The organism is Streptomyces sp. NPDC093546, from assembly GCF_044765045.1.
GTDB lineage: Bacteria > Actinomycetota > Actinomycetes > Streptomycetales > Streptomycetaceae > Streptomyces.
In genome coordinates this window covers 63,110-78,543 of sequence record NZ_JBIWJG010000020.1, presented here as the reverse complement: position 1 = coordinate 78,543, position 15,434 = coordinate 63,110, and the positions used below count along the sequence as shown (strand labels likewise).

At 73.1% G+C, this 15,434-nt stretch carries 12 protein-coding genes; 6 read left to right on the top strand and 6 right to left on the bottom strand.

Translation table 11 applies throughout. The features are described from left to right. Nucleotides 1-12: 12 nt before the first annotated feature. The 6 genes from ACIRNI_RS30140 to ACIRNI_RS30115 all read right to left on the bottom strand — a co-directional run bounded on the left by ACIRNI_RS30140 (nt 13) and on the right by ACIRNI_RS30115 (nt 6,995). On the bottom strand, nt 13-759 hold the full coding sequence (locus ACIRNI_RS30140) for a class I SAM-dependent DNA methyltransferase (RefSeq protein ID WP_403556283.1): 747 nt from the start codon (nt 757-759) through the stop codon (nt 13-15). A gap of 17 nt (nt 760-776) precedes the next feature. Beyond that, on the bottom strand, nt 777-2,459 hold the full coding sequence (locus ACIRNI_RS30135) for a WD40 repeat domain-containing protein (RefSeq protein WP_403556281.1): 1,683 nt from the start codon (nt 2,457-2,459) through the stop codon (nt 777-779). A 62-nt stretch (nt 2,460-2,521) separates the two neighbouring features. Then, complete coding sequence (locus tag ACIRNI_RS30130) at nt 2,522-3,784, bottom strand: MFS transporter (RefSeq protein ID WP_403556279.1); 1,263 nt, start codon at nt 3,782-3,784, stop codon at nt 2,522-2,524. A gap of 83 nt (nt 3,785-3,867) precedes the next feature. Beyond that, nucleotides 3,868-4,524, bottom strand: a complete 657-nt coding sequence (gene ribA, locus ACIRNI_RS30125; protein ID WP_403556277.1) for a GTP cyclohydrolase II — start codon at nt 4,522-4,524, stop codon at nt 3,868-3,870. 49 nt (nt 4,525-4,573) lie between these two features. Then, nucleotides 4,574-5,809 (bottom strand): hypothetical protein, encoded by a 1,236-nt coding sequence (locus tag ACIRNI_RS30120; protein WP_403556275.1) that lies wholly within the window; start codon nt 5,807-5,809, stop codon nt 4,574-4,576. Further along, the gene (locus ACIRNI_RS30115; RefSeq protein ID WP_403556273.1) at nt 5,799-6,995 is read right to left on the bottom strand and encodes a glycosyltransferase family 2 protein; all 1,197 of its coding nucleotides are present in this window, start codon (nt 6,993-6,995) and stop codon (nt 5,799-5,801) included. Before ACIRNI_RS30115 ends, ACIRNI_RS30120 begins: the two co-directional genes overlap by 11 nt. A gap of 453 nt (nt 6,996-7,448) precedes the next feature. Between ACIRNI_RS30115 and ACIRNI_RS30110 the strand changes: the two genes are divergently transcribed. From ACIRNI_RS30110 to ACIRNI_RS30085, 6 genes are all read left to right on the top strand, one after another. Next, nucleotides 7,449-8,585 carry a radical SAM protein gene (locus ACIRNI_RS30110; RefSeq protein WP_403556271.1) on the top strand — a complete coding sequence of 379 codons (1,137 nt, stop codon included), beginning with the start codon at nt 7,449-7,451 and terminating at the stop codon, nt 8,583-8,585. A 22-nt stretch (nt 8,586-8,607) separates the two neighbouring features. Beyond that, on the top strand, nt 8,608-10,788 hold the full coding sequence (locus ACIRNI_RS30105; RefSeq protein WP_403556269.1) for a DegT/DnrJ/EryC1/StrS family aminotransferase: 2,181 nt from the start codon (nt 8,608-8,610) through the stop codon (nt 10,786-10,788). After that, on the top strand, nt 10,785-12,035 hold the full coding sequence (locus ACIRNI_RS30100; protein ID WP_403556267.1) for a hypothetical protein: 1,251 nt from the start codon (nt 10,785-10,787) through the stop codon (nt 12,033-12,035). Before ACIRNI_RS30105 ends, ACIRNI_RS30100 begins: the two co-directional genes overlap by 4 nt. A gap of 35 nt (nt 12,036-12,070) precedes the next feature. After that, on the top strand, nt 12,071-13,225 hold the full coding sequence (locus tag ACIRNI_RS30095) for a hypothetical protein (RefSeq protein ID WP_403556265.1): 1,155 nt from the start codon (nt 12,071-12,073) through the stop codon (nt 13,223-13,225). A gap of 65 nt (nt 13,226-13,290) precedes the next feature. Next, the gene (locus ACIRNI_RS30090; RefSeq protein WP_403556263.1) at nt 13,291-14,148 is read left to right on the top strand and encodes a phytanoyl-CoA dioxygenase family protein; all 858 of its coding nucleotides are present in this window, start codon (nt 13,291-13,293) and stop codon (nt 14,146-14,148) included. Between the two features lie 61 nt (nt 14,149-14,209). Next, nucleotides 14,210-15,412 (top strand): glycosyltransferase, encoded by a 1,203-nt coding sequence (locus tag ACIRNI_RS30085; RefSeq protein ID WP_403556261.1) that lies wholly within the window; start codon nt 14,210-14,212, stop codon nt 15,410-15,412. Nucleotides 15,413-15,434 lie beyond the last annotated feature (22 nt).

Sequence of the window (15,434 nt, the reverse complement as noted above, 5' to 3'; positions counted from 1 at the left end):
TTGTCGTTCTCGTCATGCCGGCTTCTCCGCCCGGATCGTGAGGTACATGGGGACGGCCCGGCGCGCTTCGCACGTGCGGGGGTCCCGGAAGTTGTCCGGCTCGGGGCGCCCCTCGGACAGGCCGGTCAGGGCCAGCCCGGCCTCGTGCAGGTCCCGGACGTAGGTCTCGACGGTGCGGTGGACCTTCCGTACGGAGGAGCCGAGCCACTCGCAGGCCCGCTCCCCCTCGTCGAAGTAGCCGCGCACCCGCATCTCGGACGGCACACCGTCGTGGAAGTCGCCGTCGTACGCGCAGGTGACCACGGGGTGTTCGACGGAGAGGACGAACCGGCCGCCGGGGGCGAGGGCGGTCCGCACCTCGCGCAGCAGCGCCGGGAGGTCGTCCAGGTAGTGCAGGACCATGCGGGCCGTGACCACGTCCCACGCCCCCGGCTCACGGCAGGTCCAGGCGTTGAGGTCGGCGCGCTCCAGCGTCGCCGGGTCCAGGCGGGCGGCGGCGGCCGCGAGCATCCGGCCGCTGCCGTCGATGCCGTGGTAGCGGTCCGCGCCGGCCCGCAGCACGGACTCCCCGAACGTGCCGTCCCCGCAGCCGAGGTCGAGCACCGAGCGGCCCCGCAGGTCGCCGATGAAGGCGAGGACGTACGGCTCCTCGAGGGTGGTGTTGCCCTCGTCGACGGCCGCCCGGGCCTCCTGGTAGCGGGGGAAGACCGTGGCCTCGTCGTAGAAGTCGGGGCCGTAGTCGAAGGTCGCGCTGGGCATCGGTTGTCAGCCTCGGTTCAGTGGGACGACACGGGGTAGACGCGCCCGTCGTACGAGCCGGCCAGGAAGCGGTCGGTGTCGGCGTCGTAGAACAGGGAGGAGATGCCCGCCGTGGTGACCCGGCTGACGGTGGACCAGGTGTCGTCGGCCACGTCGTAGACGGCGACGAGGCCGTGGTACGAACCGGTGGCGACGTACCGTCCGTCGGTGCTGGCGGCGACGCACTTGATGGAGTGGTTGTGCGGCGTGGCGATGACCGTGGGCTCGAAGCCGCGCCACAGCCGCAGCTTGTAGTCGCGGCTCACACTGGCGAAGTCGCCGCCGGGCAGCGGCGCGCAGCCGTTGGCGATGCGCTCGTGCGCCTCCTCGATGTGGTGCAGCTGCTCCAGGTCGTCGACGGAGAACCAGGTGGTGCTGGCGTCGGCGCAGACGGAGAAGATCCGGCCCTCGGAGACGGCGATGCCCTTGACGGCGTTCTGGTGCAGCTGGAGCGTCGCCTCGTGCCGGACGGAGCCGTCGGCCGCGACCGACAGGACGATGCCCTCACCGGTGTACGCCCCGATGACGACGTGGGGGACGCCGTCGCGTTCGAAGGCGGCGCCGCAGTTCAGCGGGGAGCGGTGCTGGTGGAGGACCTCGCCGGTGTGTGCGTCGAAGACCTTGCCCATCTGTCCGCCGGTGAGGACGCGCCCGCCGACCGGTGTGAGGAAGTTGCACAGGCTGCCCGTCTCGCTGTGCCGCTCCCCGTCGATCCACAGGACGCCGGCGTCACCGATGGTCAGCGTGCGGCCGCCGTCCACGGTGACCGCGTTGACGCAGGGGGTCTGCTCCACGCCGTCGACGTTCCACTCGTCGGCGCCGATCCGGTACGTCGCGTAGGAGGACCCGAAGGTGGCGAAGGCGAGGGTGTCGCTGTCGAGGAAGGCGCACGAACGCGGCCAGATGTCCGAGGGCAGGGACGCCTGGGCGACCTCGGTGAGGTCGGCGGAGGTGTCCCACACGCGCAGGGTCCGGTCGTAGCTGAGGCTCACCAGGAGGTCCCGCTCGGCGTTGTAGACCAGGCGCTTGATACCGGCCTCGTGGGCCGGGTGGTTCTCCACCCGCTCGCCGTTGACGACGATGATCTCGCCCTCGTCGTTCCCGGCGTAGATGACACCGGTGCGGGCGATGGCGACGGTGTCGGTCTCGACTCCGGCGAGGTCGATCTCGTCGGTCATGCCGCCGGTCTCCAGGGACCAGCGCTTGATGGTGCCGTCGTCGCTCGACGAGACCAGTTCGTCGGTGCCGGCGACCCACTCGACCGAGATGACGTCCGCGGTGTGCCCCTCGAACGTGGTGATCAGCGTGCCCGTGAAGTCGTACACGCGGACGTTGTGGTCGCGGGACGCGGTGGCGATGAGTTCCTTGGTCGGGTGGAAGACGGACATCTCGACGTCGTCCTTGTGGTCGGCGAGGACCGCGACCAGGCTCAGCTTCGGCAGCGACCACAGGCGGGCCGAGTAGTCGCTCGACGAGCTGACGAGGAAGCGGCCGTCCGGGCTGAACGCCGCCTGGTTGGCGAGGTGGTCGTGGTTCACCCGGGCGAGCGGCTGCTTGGTCGCGGCGTCCCAGAGGATGAGCTGGTTGTCGTAGCCGGCCGTCGCGACGTACTGCGTGCCGTAGGCGGCGACACCGCTGATGGGGCCGTAGTGGCGGATCATGGGGGTTTCCCTTTCTGGGTGACGGGATGACGGTCGGGGGTGGACGGTCAGGGGCGGGGCGGTCAGGGGGTGGCCTGCCTGACCTGCGGGCTGGCGAGCAGGTGGGGAGCCAGGCGCCCGGTGAACCGGTAGCCGAGCCCGCCCAGCGAGACCAGGGCCGCGAGCACGGCCCACAGGACGGCGCCGTGCCGCTCGATCAGGACGCCGACGAGTGCGGGGCCGACCACCGCGGACAGCGTCCAGGTGAGGTTGAACAGGGCGAGGAACCGGCCGCGCGCCTCCGGTGGACTCGCGGTCGCGGACAGGGCGACGAAGGCGGGGGTCGCGGTCATCTGCCCCGCCGTGAAGAGCAGGACCGCCAGGAACACGACCGCGACCATGGCGCCCTCGCCGACGGCCGGGACCGCGGCGAGCAGGCCGACGGCGCACAGGATGAGCCCGGCGCCCCAGGAGATGACCCGGCCGCGCGCCACCGTGCCGAGCCGGCCGGTGACGTACGTCTGGCCCACGACGATGAGCAGCGAGCTGAGCATCAGCGTGGTGGAGGGCAGCCAGGTCGGCAGGGCCCGCACTTCGACGAGGTAGACCGGCAGGATGACGGTGGGGATGAGCCAGCCGAACGTGAGCGCGGTGTGGGAGGCGAGCAGGCAGAGGAGCACCCGGTCGCGGAGGATCGCGCCCCAGCCGGCCTGCGGGGCCGGGGCCTCCCCGCCGGCCGCGGGCGGATCCGGTGCCGTGCTCGCCTCCGGCTCCGGCGCCGTTTTCGGTTCCGGCGCCGCGCCCCCGGCCGGCCGCGGCCGTGGTGAGGGGCGCAGGAACAGGAAGGCCGTCAGGACGCTCGTGGCCGCGTTGAGGACCACGATGAGCAGCGGCGCCCCGGACCAGCCGGTGCCCAGGACGAAGCCGCCCGCGGCGCCGCCGAGCGCCACGCTGGCGTTCTTGCCGGCCGCGGTGAAGGCGTACCAGCGGTCCAGTTCGGCGCCCTCGGCGAGGTCGGCGACGAAGGCGGGCCAGGCCGCCCAGTACAGGCGTTCCGCGCAGAGCACCACGAGCATGCTCGCCACCAGGGCGTTCAGGGAGTCGACCAGCAGGTAGCAGAGGTAACCGGCGGCGGCCAGCACGTTGTTGGCCACCAGGCACGCACGCGGCCCCCAGCGGTCCACCGCGCTCCCCGCCAGCGGGGAGAACGGTATGGACAGCAGCGTCGCCAGACTGGCACCCCACCCCACCTCGGTCACGGTGAGGTCGGTGGTGAGCAGGAAGAAGAGGAACGACAGCGGGGTGAACATGCCCACCCCGAAGGTGTCCAGGGAGGTGGCGGCCACGATGCGCCCGTGGCCGGTCAGATCCGGAAGTCCCAGGCGTCGCCGCCACTGCGCGGCCACAGTGTCCGGAGATGCCGATGACGTCATGCCGGGGTCGCGTCCGTCAGCACGATGCGGTGGCCGGCCTGTGCCTTCGCCTCGATGTAGCGCCGGTTACTGCTGCTCAGGAACACCCCGGTGCTCACCGACTCCTTGACGGCGATCCCGCCGGCGGTCAGCTGGGCGGCCTTGTCGGGGTTGTTGGTGAGCAGCCGGATGCGGGCGATGCCGAGGGCGCTCAGCATCTGGGCGGCGACCCGGTAGTCGCGGGCGTCCGCCTCGAAGTTCAGCCGGAGGTTGGCCTCGAAGGTGTCCAGGCCCTCGTCCTGGAGCAGGTAGGCGTCGAGCTTGTTGTACAGGCCGATGCCCCTGCCTTCCTGGCGCAGGTAGAGCAGGATGCCGCCGTGCTCCGCCAGCAGGCCGAGGGCTTCGTGGAGTTGGGGGCCGCAGTCGCAGCGGCCGGATCCGAAGACGTCGCCGGTGAGGCACTCCGAGTGCACGCGGACCAGCGGTGCCGGTCCGGGGTCGTCGCCGAAGACCAGCGCCAGGTGTTCGCGGCCGTCGAGCAGGCCGGAGAAGGTCGCCATGCGGGCCGTCGCCGTGCCGATGGCGGTGTCCACCGGCACGGCGACCTCGGCGCGGACGGTGCAGTGGGGTACGTCGCTGTGCTGGTTCTCTCCGATGGGTGCAGCCGTGGTCATCGCATCCTCCATGCGGTGTCGTGCTGGTCGTGTGGGGGAACCGGCTCTGTTACGCCGCGTCCGCGAGCCGTGGGTCCTGCCAGATGAGCTCCGCCGGGGGAAGGGCGGCCAGCCGTTCGGCCGGGACCGGGCGCGGTGGCCCGTAAGTGCGGTGGTCGTCGAGTCCCGCGGCGAACCCGTGCTCGGCGAGGGTCGTCAGCCTGGCCGCGTGCCGCTCGGTCCACAGGCGCTGTTCGGCGGGGAGCGCCGTGCCGCCGAGGACCAGGCTGCGCAGCGCCACCCGGACGAGCCTGGGTGGCGGCACGCCCTGGGTGGAGGGGGTGTGGGCGCCCACCACATAGGCGCAGTACCACAGTTGCTCGCACAGCCAGAGCATGCCGTCGGGCGCCTGCAGGTCCTGGCGGGCCTTCTCCCAGTGGGCCGGGACGCGTCCGGCCATGCCGGTTTCATCGAGGTAGGCGCGCAGGGGGATGAAGCGCGGCTCGCCTTCCGGTCCCGGGAGGTCCGGGCCGGTGAGGACGATGTGGGCGCGTCCGCGCAACCGGTGGACGAGCACGTCGGGAAGGCGGGCGGGGGCGGTGTCCGCGGGCAGGTCCCGGTCGCGTGGCCGGTCCCGGTCGCGTGCCGCGGCGTCGCGCAGGACGTCGTCGGCGAAGCAGGCGGAGTGCCGGGGCCCGTAGAGGTCGTTGCCGACGAGGCTGGGCTGCCCGGTGTGCTCGACCAGGTGCGGTACGGAGATCAGCACGCGCCGGCCGCGTGCGCGCAGTTCGCGGGCGAGGACCACGTCGTCGGGTTCGGGCTCGGCCCGGTCGGGGTGCGTGGCGGACAGCAGGTCCTCCACGTCACGCCGCGGGAGGAGCAGCGCCAGGGTCGGTATCCACTCCCCCGGCACGGCGGGCACCCAGCGGGCGCCGGCGAGGGCGGCGGCCCGGGTCGCCGCGCCGTTCCAGGAGTCCCAGTTCGCGTAGAAGGCGAGCGGTGTGTCCGGGTGCTCGCGCGCCGCGGCCTCCACGCGCTCGGCGAAGTCGCGGCACAGCTCCACGTCGTCCTGGAGGACCAGGTGGTGGGTGGCGTCGGGGCGGATGGCGGACCAGGCGGCCCAGGCGGTGCGCAGGGTCGTCGGCGGGCCGTCCGGCCGCGGGTCGAGGGCGACTTCGGTGTGCCAGCGGCCTAACGCCTCCGCCAGGCGCGCCGCCTCCGCCTGCCGGCGGGGATGGCTCATCACGGCGGCGCTGATGACGATGCCGGAGGGCACGGGCCCGGGGCGTACGGCGTCACCGGCCATGAGGGTGCTCCTCGCGTGCGGCGGCGCCGGCTGCGGCGCCGGGCGCCGCATGTGCCGCCCCGGGGGCCTCGGCTTCGGAGACCTCGCGGACGCTGTGCCAGCCGCGGTCACCCCTCGCCCACTCCCAGAGCGCGCGGTACACCGCCACGGAGCCGACGAGGTGCCAGGGCACGACCAGCGCCCACGCCGGCCCGTCCGCCCGCTCGCGGTACTCGGGGCTGCGGCGCGCCCCCAGGACGCACAGCGCGTCCGCGACGAGCAGTCCGGCGGCCACCTTGCGGGCGCGGGGGGACACCGCGGAGGCGGCGAGGAGGACCGGCATGGCGGCCCGGGCGGCCATGCTGCCCACGCTGACGGCGCCCAGGACGCGTCCGCGCGCGGAGAGCGCGGGCCAGTTGACGGCGACGGCCCGCAGCTGTCCGCGCGCCCAGCGCGCCCGCTGGCGCAGGGCGGCGCCGGCGTGCTCGGTGGAGCTGACGCCGGAGGGCGTACGCAGGAAGCCGGTGCGGACGCCCTGGCTCATCAACTGGAGCGACCAGTGGTAGGACTCCTCCACGTCGTCCTCGCGGACCGGGCGCACCCGGTCCCACGTGGAGGCCCAGGCGTAGACGGAGCTTCCCGCGACCACGTGCACGCCGGTCGCCCTGGCCAGTCCGCGCACGGAGGCGTGCCATACGGCGTCCTCGGCGGCCCTGACGCGGGCCGTGAGCCCGTGTCCGCGCTCGCTGATCTCCTCGGCCTGGACCAGCGCGTAGCCCTGCTCCAACGCCCGGACGGCTTCGAGGGGTTGGCGGGGGCCGGGGACGACGTCGGCGTCCACGACGGCGATCACGTCACCGTCGGCGTACGGGAAGGCGTGGTTGAGAGCGGCGCCCTTGGGGCGCATGCTCGGCAGTCTCAGGATGCGCCAGTCGAGGTCCGGGCGGTCCACGGCGGCCCGGACCCGGGTGGCCCGTTCGAAGTCCTGGTCGCCGTCGGGTCCGTCCTCCACGAGCCACAGCACCTGGAGCAGCTCCGGGGGGTAGTCCAAGGCCGCCACGGCGCCGGCCGAGCGGGTCAGCGTGGCCTCGGTCTCGCGGTAGAAGGGCATCAGCAGGGTCAGGCGGCGGGAAGGCCGCCAGTGCGGCGCAAGCCCGTCCGCGGCGTACGGGACGACCGGCCAGGTGGGGACCAGAATGTCGGTCATATCAGCTCTGAGGTCGGATTATCGAGCACAGCCCGTGATATCTGCATGGCCGGTGTCCGGGAGCCGGCGGGAGAGCTTCTGCGCGAGCGGAGTACGAGTGGCACTTTCATTCCCTTCAGAACAGGAGAAAAGCGCGTCACCGGGCAGATGAATAAGCAACGGCGAGTCACGGACGCTGGTGGCGGTCCACGAATAGCGAAGATCACCCCCAGCACCTCGGCAAAGCCAACACGACAGCTCAGCGGTCTGTCAACCATGATCATCGACCTGATTTGTGGCTCAACTAAATCGGTTGACAGGCTAGTTGGATGCTCCTAGCGTGACCGCCCACCTCAGGAGTCTGCTCACCAGGGAGTCACCATGAAGGCGTCGGATGGCAGCTCGGATAAATATGGAACCACTCTTCGAAATGATTCCGCAAAAACCCTTCAAAAAGAGGGTGGCTTGCCTGCGGTGAGCCTCGATGAGGCGCACTCCCCGCAGAAGGTCCTGAGTCATGGCGATCTCCTGCGGCGGTTTGTGGCGGGGCAGGAGATCAAGCCGATCCATATGCGGATCGGGATCATGGGCGCCTGCAACATGCGATGCAACTTCTGCAACTTCCACTCACCGCACGAGGACGGGTTCTACGACCTGTTCTCCTTCAAGGACTCCCTCTCCACTCAGAACGCGGTGTCGCTCCTGGAGGAGTTCGCCGCCAACGACGGCCGGGCCGTCACCTTCTGCGGCAGCGGCGAGTGCACCATCCACCCCGGGTACGCGGACATCTGCCACGCCGGGCACGCGGCCGGGCTGCGCATCGGCCTGATCACCAACGGATCGCGGCTGCACCGGCCCAAGGTGGCCGAGTGCGTCGCACGCACCCACACCTGGGTGCGGATCGGGCTCAACGCGGGAACCGAGGCCACGTTCAACGCGATCACCCGGGACCGGGAGCAGACCTTCGCCTCCTTCGTCGGCTCCGTCAACCGGCTGCGCGAGACGGCCGTGGACCCCGAGTTCCGCATCGGCTTCAACTACGTCATCACCGCGCAGAACCACACGGAGATCCTGGCGGCCGCCGCCCTCGCCCACGAGGCGGGAGCCCACTACGTACGCTTCGAGCCGGAGTTCTACAGCGCGCTCGGGCACGAGACCATCGAGCCGGTGATGGCGGACATCGCGGCGGCGCTCACCGAGGCGGCGGAGCTCTCCACCGAGGACTTCGAGGTGTCCGTCCCCAAGCTCGACCGCGGCCCCATGGACCGGACGGACGACGTCGAGGGCGACTTCGAGCGGTGCCACTACAGCCGCTTCGTCACCGCGGTCGGCGCCGACGGCAACCTCTACCCGTGCCCGCAGGTCCACCTGAACAGCAGGTACCGCATCGGCAGCGTGGTGCAGGACGGCTACCTCAAGGTTCTCGACGGGGGTCCGCGCGCCGAGTGGGAGAGCTCCAACCCGCGCAGGACCGACCTGTGCAAGTCGTGCTTCTACCGCCCGCAGAACGAGCTCCTCGAACTCCTCCACCGCGGCCAGGTCGAGCTGGAGGACGCGCTCACCGCGTACGCCCTCGAGGTGCCCCGCACCCTGCATGCCGACTTCGTCTGATCCGAACGGAACGGAAGAGCACATGCAGACACACCGCCTGGCGCACCTGCTGTCCGTCACGCCGCCGCTGAGCTTCCCCGCCGAAACCTCCGAGACCGCCGAGACCGCCGACGCGGCCGGCGGTGCCGTGCGCCACGCGGCCTGGGCGGGGCAGGTCCGCGCCGTCGTGGAGCGGCTGGCCCGCGTCTCCGCCCCGGCGCCCCTCACCTCCGTGTCCCTGGGCACGTCGGTGAGCGACGGGCTCCACCGCCAGCAGCTGGAGCTCGACTCCCCCGTACGCGGCCGGTTCCGCGCCACCCTGCTGCGCCCCGCGGACGCCGCCCCGGGGCCGGCCGTGCTGGTGCTCGGCGGGAAGAACGCCCGCCTGGATCAGCTGACCGGACAGACGCCGCCCGACCACGCGGACCGCAACGTCGCCGAGCACCTGGCGCGCGCCGGGTTCACCACCCTGGCCCTCGCGTACGGCATCGACGGCGGCTTCGACCCGGATGCCCTCGCCGGACGTGACGAAGGGGCCCTGCTCGCCCACGCGTTCGCCCTGCGCGGCCACTCCCTGCTCGGCGCCCTCGCCGGTGACGCGCTCGGCGCCCTCGACGTGCTGCGCGCCCATCCGCTCGTCGACGCCGACCGCGTCGGGATGTTCGGACACAGCCTGGGCGGCGCCGTCGCCCTGCACACCGCACTGCTGGCGCGGCGGGCCGTGCCGCTCTGCGTGGCGAGCCACCTCGGCACGTACGCGGCGCTCTTCACCCGCCTGCTGACCGGCTTCGAGGGGGCCGCCCTCCCGGGCATCCTCGAGTACGCCGACCTGCCCGACCTGTTGGGGGCGCTCGCGCCCGCCCCCCTCCAGCTCCAGTACGGCACCGCCGACCGGTTCCTGGACGCGGACGACGCCCGTACCGCCGCCGGCACCGTCGAGCGGGCCTACGCCGCATGCGGCACCAAGCAGCGCCTGGAGGTCCTGGAACTCCCCATGGGCCACGGCACGGAGATCTCCCGGGCGGCCGCGTTCTTCACCCGGGCACTCACCGCGCCCGACACCGTGCCGGACAGCGCGACGCCGGTCGCCGCGCCGGTCCCGGCGCAGCGCGTGTCCTTCGACGCGGAGGCGCGGCGCACCGTCTCCGAGCGGGTCGACGCCGCGCTCGTCTCCGGCGTCCTGACCCAAGGGCCCCAGGTGGCGCGGTTCGAGGAACTGTCCCGGGCCTGGACGGGCACCCCGGGCGCCGCGGTCAACTCCGGTACGGGCGCCCTGGAGATCGCCCTGCGGATCCTGGACGTCGCGGGCCGCACGGTCCTCGTACCGGTGAACACCTTCTTCGCCACGGCCGCCGCGGCCGAGCGCGCGGGCGCCCGCGCCCGCTTCGTCGACCTCGAGCTCGACGGGCTCGGCATGGACCCCGACGGGCTGCGCGCCGCGCTCGACCGGTACCCGGACACGGCCGCGGTGGTCCCCGTGCACATCGGCGGCATCGTCTCACCGGCGCTCCACGAGGTCCTGGCGCTCTGCCGCGACCGCGGCGTCCCGGTGCTGGAGGACGCCGCACACGCCTTCGGCAGCACGCTCGACGGGCGCCCCGCGGGCAGCCTCGGCCGGTTCGGCGCGTTCTCCTTCTTCCCGACGAAGGTCGCGACCAGCGCCGAGGGCGGCCTGCTCACCTGCGCGGACCCGGACGACCTCGAACGGGTGCGGCTCTGGCGGGACCACGGCAGGAGCGCGCCGGGCTCGACCCTGCACGACAGGGCGGGCGGCAACTGGCGCATGAGCGAGGTGCACGCCGCCGTCGGCACCGTCGACCTGGAGCGCTTCGGCGCGACCCTCACCGCCCGCCGCGCCCTCGCGGCCCGCTACGACGAGCTGCTCGCCGGCGTCCCCGGGCAGCGGCCGCACGTGGTGCCTGCGGGCTCGGAGAGCAACTTCTACAAGTACGTGCTCTACCTCGACGACGGCGTCGACCGGGCTTCCCTCAAGCGGCGGCTGCGCGAGCGGCACGGCGTCGCCCTGGCCGGCGAGGTCTACGACCACCTCCTGTGCGACCAGCCGTTCTTCGCCGCCTCCCGCGCCCCGGCCGACGGCACCGGGCACGACTTCCCGCGGGCGCGCTGGTTCGCCCGGCACCACATCGCCCTGCCGCTCTACCCGTCCCTGACGGAGGGGGAACAGCTCCGGGTCGCCGCCGCACTGCGCAGCGAGCTCCGGTGAACGCGACGGCGAACGCGACGACTCCGGACGGCCGGGTCCTGGAATCCTTCCGCCAAGGACGATGGCGTCCGTCCCTCGACACCATCGCCCTGCCCGGTGCCACGGGAACGGCACCGGGAGCCGCACTGGCCCTCGTGCCGGAGATCGTGGCGGCCGCGGACCGCCGCTGGTGGGACACGACCGGCCGACGGCGCCTCACCGGCTTCCCCCGGGAGACCCGGCGGACCCTGCTGCTGCGCGCGCTCGACCTGTTCGACGGCGGCACCGTGACGATCGGCGGCCTCGGCGCCCAGAGCGCGGAGGAATTCCGCACCGCGCTGTGGGACGTCGCCGGACTGCCCGCTCCCCTCGTCGACCGGTGGTGCGCCCTGCTGCGCGCCCGCCTTCTCGGGCCCCGGGCCACGGCGCCCCCGGACGACGCGCTGGCCCTGGTCTCCCTCCCCGGCAACACCTTCACCTGCCTGGAGTCCGTCCTCGGGGAGGCGGAACGCTCCGGAGCGGTGTGGATCCGCCCGAGCCGCCGTGAGCCGCTCTCCGCGGCCCGCCTGCTCGCCGCGCTCCTCGCCGTGGGCTGGCCGCCCGAGCGCCTGGGCCTCTATCCGGCGCAGCCGGCCACCCTGCACCGGCTCATCACCCTGACCGACCGCCAGACCGTCTACGGCGGCGCGGAGGTGGCCACGTCGGTGCGCGCCTCGGCCACGCTCACCCTGCACGGCCCCGGCAGAGCCTGCGCCCTGCTGCCCGGACACCTGCGCGGCGCCGCCGCGGCCGACTGGCTGTTACCGCTCGTGGCGGGCGACTCCGGGCGCTTCTGCACCAACGTACGCACCGTCGTCTGTACGGACCCGGCGGAGGAGGCGGCCGAGGAGACGGCCGGGGCGCTGGCCGCCGCGCTCGACGCGATCGGCCCGTACCCGGCGGACCCGGCCCTGCCGCTCGCCGCTACCAGGGACCACCGGGCGACGGACCGCGCGGTCCGCTCCGTACAGGAGCGGCTGCGCCCGGGGGACCGCGTCGTGACCCGGCGGCCCCCAACGGCCGACAGCCCCGCCGGAGACCGTTATCCGCTCCCCCGGCTCGTGCTGGCCGGCGGACGGGTGACCGGAAGCCGGGACGTCCCTCCGCTCGCCGGGCACGAGACGCCCTTCCCGTTCGCCGTGGTGGTACGCGCCACGCAGGCGGGGGCGGCGGCCGTCGCCGAGCGCGCCCTGTTCGTCCACCGGCCCGACCCGAGCCGCACCGCGTGAACGCGAACGCGAACGTGAACGTGAAAGGGACCGACATGACCAGCACCGTGCACGGCGGGCAGGACGCTCCCGTCACCTTCGAGACGTTCCAGGACGTCCTGCGCGAGCGGGTGCCCGCCCTGGCCATCGGGCTCGACGAGTGGACGCGCCGCATGATGCGCTGGCACTTCTCGCCCGAGACCGGCTCCCCGTTCTGGGTACGGCGCCGCTCGGCCCTCGGCTTCGACCCGCTCCGGGACGTCGACGGCTTCGCGGCCCTGCGCCTGTTCGGGCTCTTCGACAAGGAGGAGCTGCGCGCCGCGAGCGCCCGTGACCTGCGGCCGCGCGGCTACCGGGACCGCCCCTTCCGGGTGTTCGAGACCGGCGGCACCACCGGGGCGCCCTGCCGGATCGTCAACGTCACCAGACTCGCGTACGACGTCGAGATCTACCGGACGATGCTGGAAGCCCGCGGTGTGGCGGGCGGGGACGTCCTCGCGATGACGCCGAGCGGTCCGCACGCCTACGGGCACTTCGTGGAGGGGCTCGCCGACAGCTGGCGCGGGGCCGTGTTCTCCATCGACTTCGACCCCCGCTGGGTGAAGGCGGCGCTGCGCGAGAACGGCGAGGCCGACGCGTACACGGACCACCTCGTCGCACAGACCCTGACCCTGCTCACCGCCGAACGGCCCTCGCTGCTCTTCACCACCTCCCAGCTGCTGCTGGCGCTCGCCATGAGGCTGCCTCGCCCGCTCTCCGCGTACGGCGTGAAGGCCGTGTGCACGGGCGGCACGTCGTGCACCGCGGCCGAGGCGGAGTTCCTCCGCGAGGAGCACCTGCGCGGGGTGCAGTGGATCGACACCTACGGCAACACCCTGGTGGGCCACGCACTCCAGGCGGACCGGCTCGGCGACGGCCCCGGCGAGCCCGGCGGCCCCGGCGAGCCCCTCGGTCACTCCTACCACCTGCCGCCGCCGTTCGCCGTGATGGAGGTCGTCGACCCCGCGGACCCCTGGCGCGTCCTGCCCGTGGGCGAGCGCGGGCGCGTACGTGTCACGACGCTCCTGGAGGACCTCTTCCTGCCGAACCTGCTGGAGCGGGACAGCGCCGTGAGGACCGGGCCACACCCCTGGTTCCCCTGGGACGGGGTGAGGGCCGTACAGCCCTTCCAGGACGACGAGACCGAGGAGACGTACCAGGGCGTCTACTGACGGCCGCCGGTTCGTGTTGTCACCCCACCGTGCCGGCATCGTCCGGACTATGCCCTCAGGAATCCATGAAGACGCTCTCCTCGAACGGCCTGCCCCTCCCCTTCACCCCGGACCTCTTCGCTCCGCTGAGGGACAGCACCGACCTGTACGGCCGCCCCGACGCCCTGCGGGAACGCCTGGCCTCGGACGGCTACCTGTACCTGCGCGGCGTGCTGGACCGCGCGGAGGTACTGCGGCTGCGCGGCGCCTACTTCTCGCTCTTCGACCCCGCCTACCTCGCCCCGGGCACCACTCCGGAGGAGGGCGTGTTCTCCGGCCGGGTCCCGGACGGGCTGCCGCCCCACGGGATGCCCGGGCACCCCGCGCACGCCTTCGTGCGCTCGCGGACCTTCCGGGAGTTCGTCGGCAGCCCGGTGCTCGCCAAGCTCGCCGAGGCGGCGCTCGGCGGCAGCGCGGAGCTGCTGCCCCGCCGCATACTGCGGCACTTCCACCGCGGCGCGCACCGCGCCTCCCGCGCCCACGTCGACCTGGACTACCTGGACGCCGGGTCCGACCGGCTGGTCACAATGTGGATACCCGGCGGCGACTGCCCGCTGGAAGCCGGGGCGCTGGTGTACCTGGAGGGCTCGCACACCCTGCGGGCCGATGAGTACGCGCCGCTGCGCGCGACCTCCGACCGCCCCCACGACCGGCGGCCGATCACCCACGACCTGGAGCTGCTCGCCACCCGGCTGGGGCGCCGCTGGCTGTGGGCGGACTTCTCCGCCGGGGACGTCATGGTCCACGTACCACGCATGGTGCACGCCTCCGTCGACACCGCCACCGACGCGATGCGCCTGTCCGTCGACATCCGGTTCCTCCCGGCGGGGGCCGCCGCCGACCCCCGGTGGCTCCGCGCGTGGTCGGCGGACGACGGCGCCTGAAACACCGTCGCACCACGGGGGAACCACCACTGAGCCACCACCACTGAAGGGGAGTACGGAGATGCACGAAGCCTCGGAGCCGGACACCGGGCGGCTCGCCCGCCGGCTCACGGCCCACGCCGTCCTGGCACACCATCCCGCGGTGCCGGACATCGCGGCGGACTACTGGGAGATGAGCCGGGACCACTACCGCGCGGTGGACGGGCGGCTGGCGGACGCCGTGGCCGGATCCCCGGACGCCGGCGCGGCGTACCGCGCCGTGCTCGCGGACCCGGACGACGCCGCGCTCCACCACCTGCTGGCCGAACGGCTGGAGCGCCTGCTGGCCGAGCGGCCGCACGACCGGGAGCGGCTCGCCGGGGCCGTCGCCGGGGCCGACCCGCACATCTGGATCGACTACCACCTGGGGGGCGGGCCGGGCGACGCGTACGGCACCGGGCCGGTCGCACCGGACGGGGCGGCGGAGGGCTCCGGCGGGGACCGGCAGCCGGGGGTCCGCGGCCTGCCGGAGGCGCACGTCGTCATCCCCTTCCGCGACCGGGAGGGTGGCACCCGGACCCGTAACCTGCTGGCCTGTCTGCGCGCCCTGGCGGACCAGTCGGGCGGCGCGGCGCACCGGGTCACCCTGGTGGAGGCGGACAGCGAGCCGCGCACCCGCGCGCTCGTCGACGGCCTGGTCGACGACTACGTCTTCGCGTACAAGGACGGCCTGTTCAACAAGGCGTGGGCGGTGAACGTCGGTGCCGTCGCGCACGCCGGGGCGCCCGCGCTGTGCGTCCTGGACGCCGACATCCTCGTCGACCGCTCCTTCGTGCACCGCAACGTCGCGCGGCTGTACGACGGCGGGCACGCGGCGCACCTGCCGTTCACGTGGTCGCTGTCGCTCGACGAGGAGTCCACTCTCCGGGCGATCGGTCTGCGCAACGGCGAGGGCAGGGCCGGGGTGCCGACGACGTGCCTGCGCGGCCTGCTGCTGCGGGAGCCCCCGGGCGGCTGCGTCTGGACGCGCACGGAGACGTTCCACGAGATCGGCGGCTTCGACGAGCGGTACGAGGGCTGGGGCGGAGAGGACGACGACATGGTCGCCCGGCTCTCCGCGGCCGCCCCTCTCATCCGGTACGACGACCCGCTGCTGCACCTCAACCACACCCGGCCCGCGATGACGAGGGACGGGGTTCCGTTCAACGCGCATCTGGAACCGATGAGTTGGAGCGCGGGGATGGGCTACGGCGATGTGGCGAAATTCCGCGACCAGAAGAGCTAGAAGAACGAGAAGGACGACCAGG

Bases quoted from the DNA above. Each gene is read 5' to 3' on its own strand.
- ACIRNI_RS30105 (WP_403556269.1), top strand. From the start codon at position 8,608: ATGCAGACACACCGCCTGGCGCACCTGCTGTCCGTCACGCCGCCGCTG.
- ACIRNI_RS30115 (WP_403556273.1), bottom strand. From the start codon at position 6,995: ATGACCGACATTCTGGTCCCCACCTGGCCGGTCGTCCCGTACGCCGCG.
- ACIRNI_RS30120 (WP_403556275.1), bottom strand. From the start codon at position 5,809: ATGGCCGGTGACGCCGTACGCCCCGGGCCCGTGCCCTCCGGCATCGTC.
- ACIRNI_RS30140 (WP_403556283.1), bottom strand. From the start codon at position 759: ATGCCCAGCGCGACCTTCGACTACGGCCCCGACTTCTACGACGAGGCC.
- ribA (WP_403556277.1), bottom strand. From the start codon at position 4,524: ATGACCACGGCTGCACCCATCGGAGAGAACCAGCACAGCGACGTACCC.
- ACIRNI_RS30090 (WP_403556263.1), top strand. From the start codon at position 13,291: ATGAAGACGCTCTCCTCGAACGGCCTGCCCCTCCCCTTCACCCCGGAC.
- ACIRNI_RS30135 (WP_403556281.1), bottom strand. From the start codon at position 2,459: ATGATCCGCCACTACGGCCCCATCAGCGGTGTCGCCGCCTACGGCACG.
- ACIRNI_RS30085 (WP_403556261.1), top strand. From the start codon at position 14,210: ATGCACGAAGCCTCGGAGCCGGACACCGGGCGGCTCGCCCGCCGGCTC.
- ACIRNI_RS30095 (WP_403556265.1), top strand. From the start codon at position 12,071: ATGACCAGCACCGTGCACGGCGGGCAGGACGCTCCCGTCACCTTCGAG.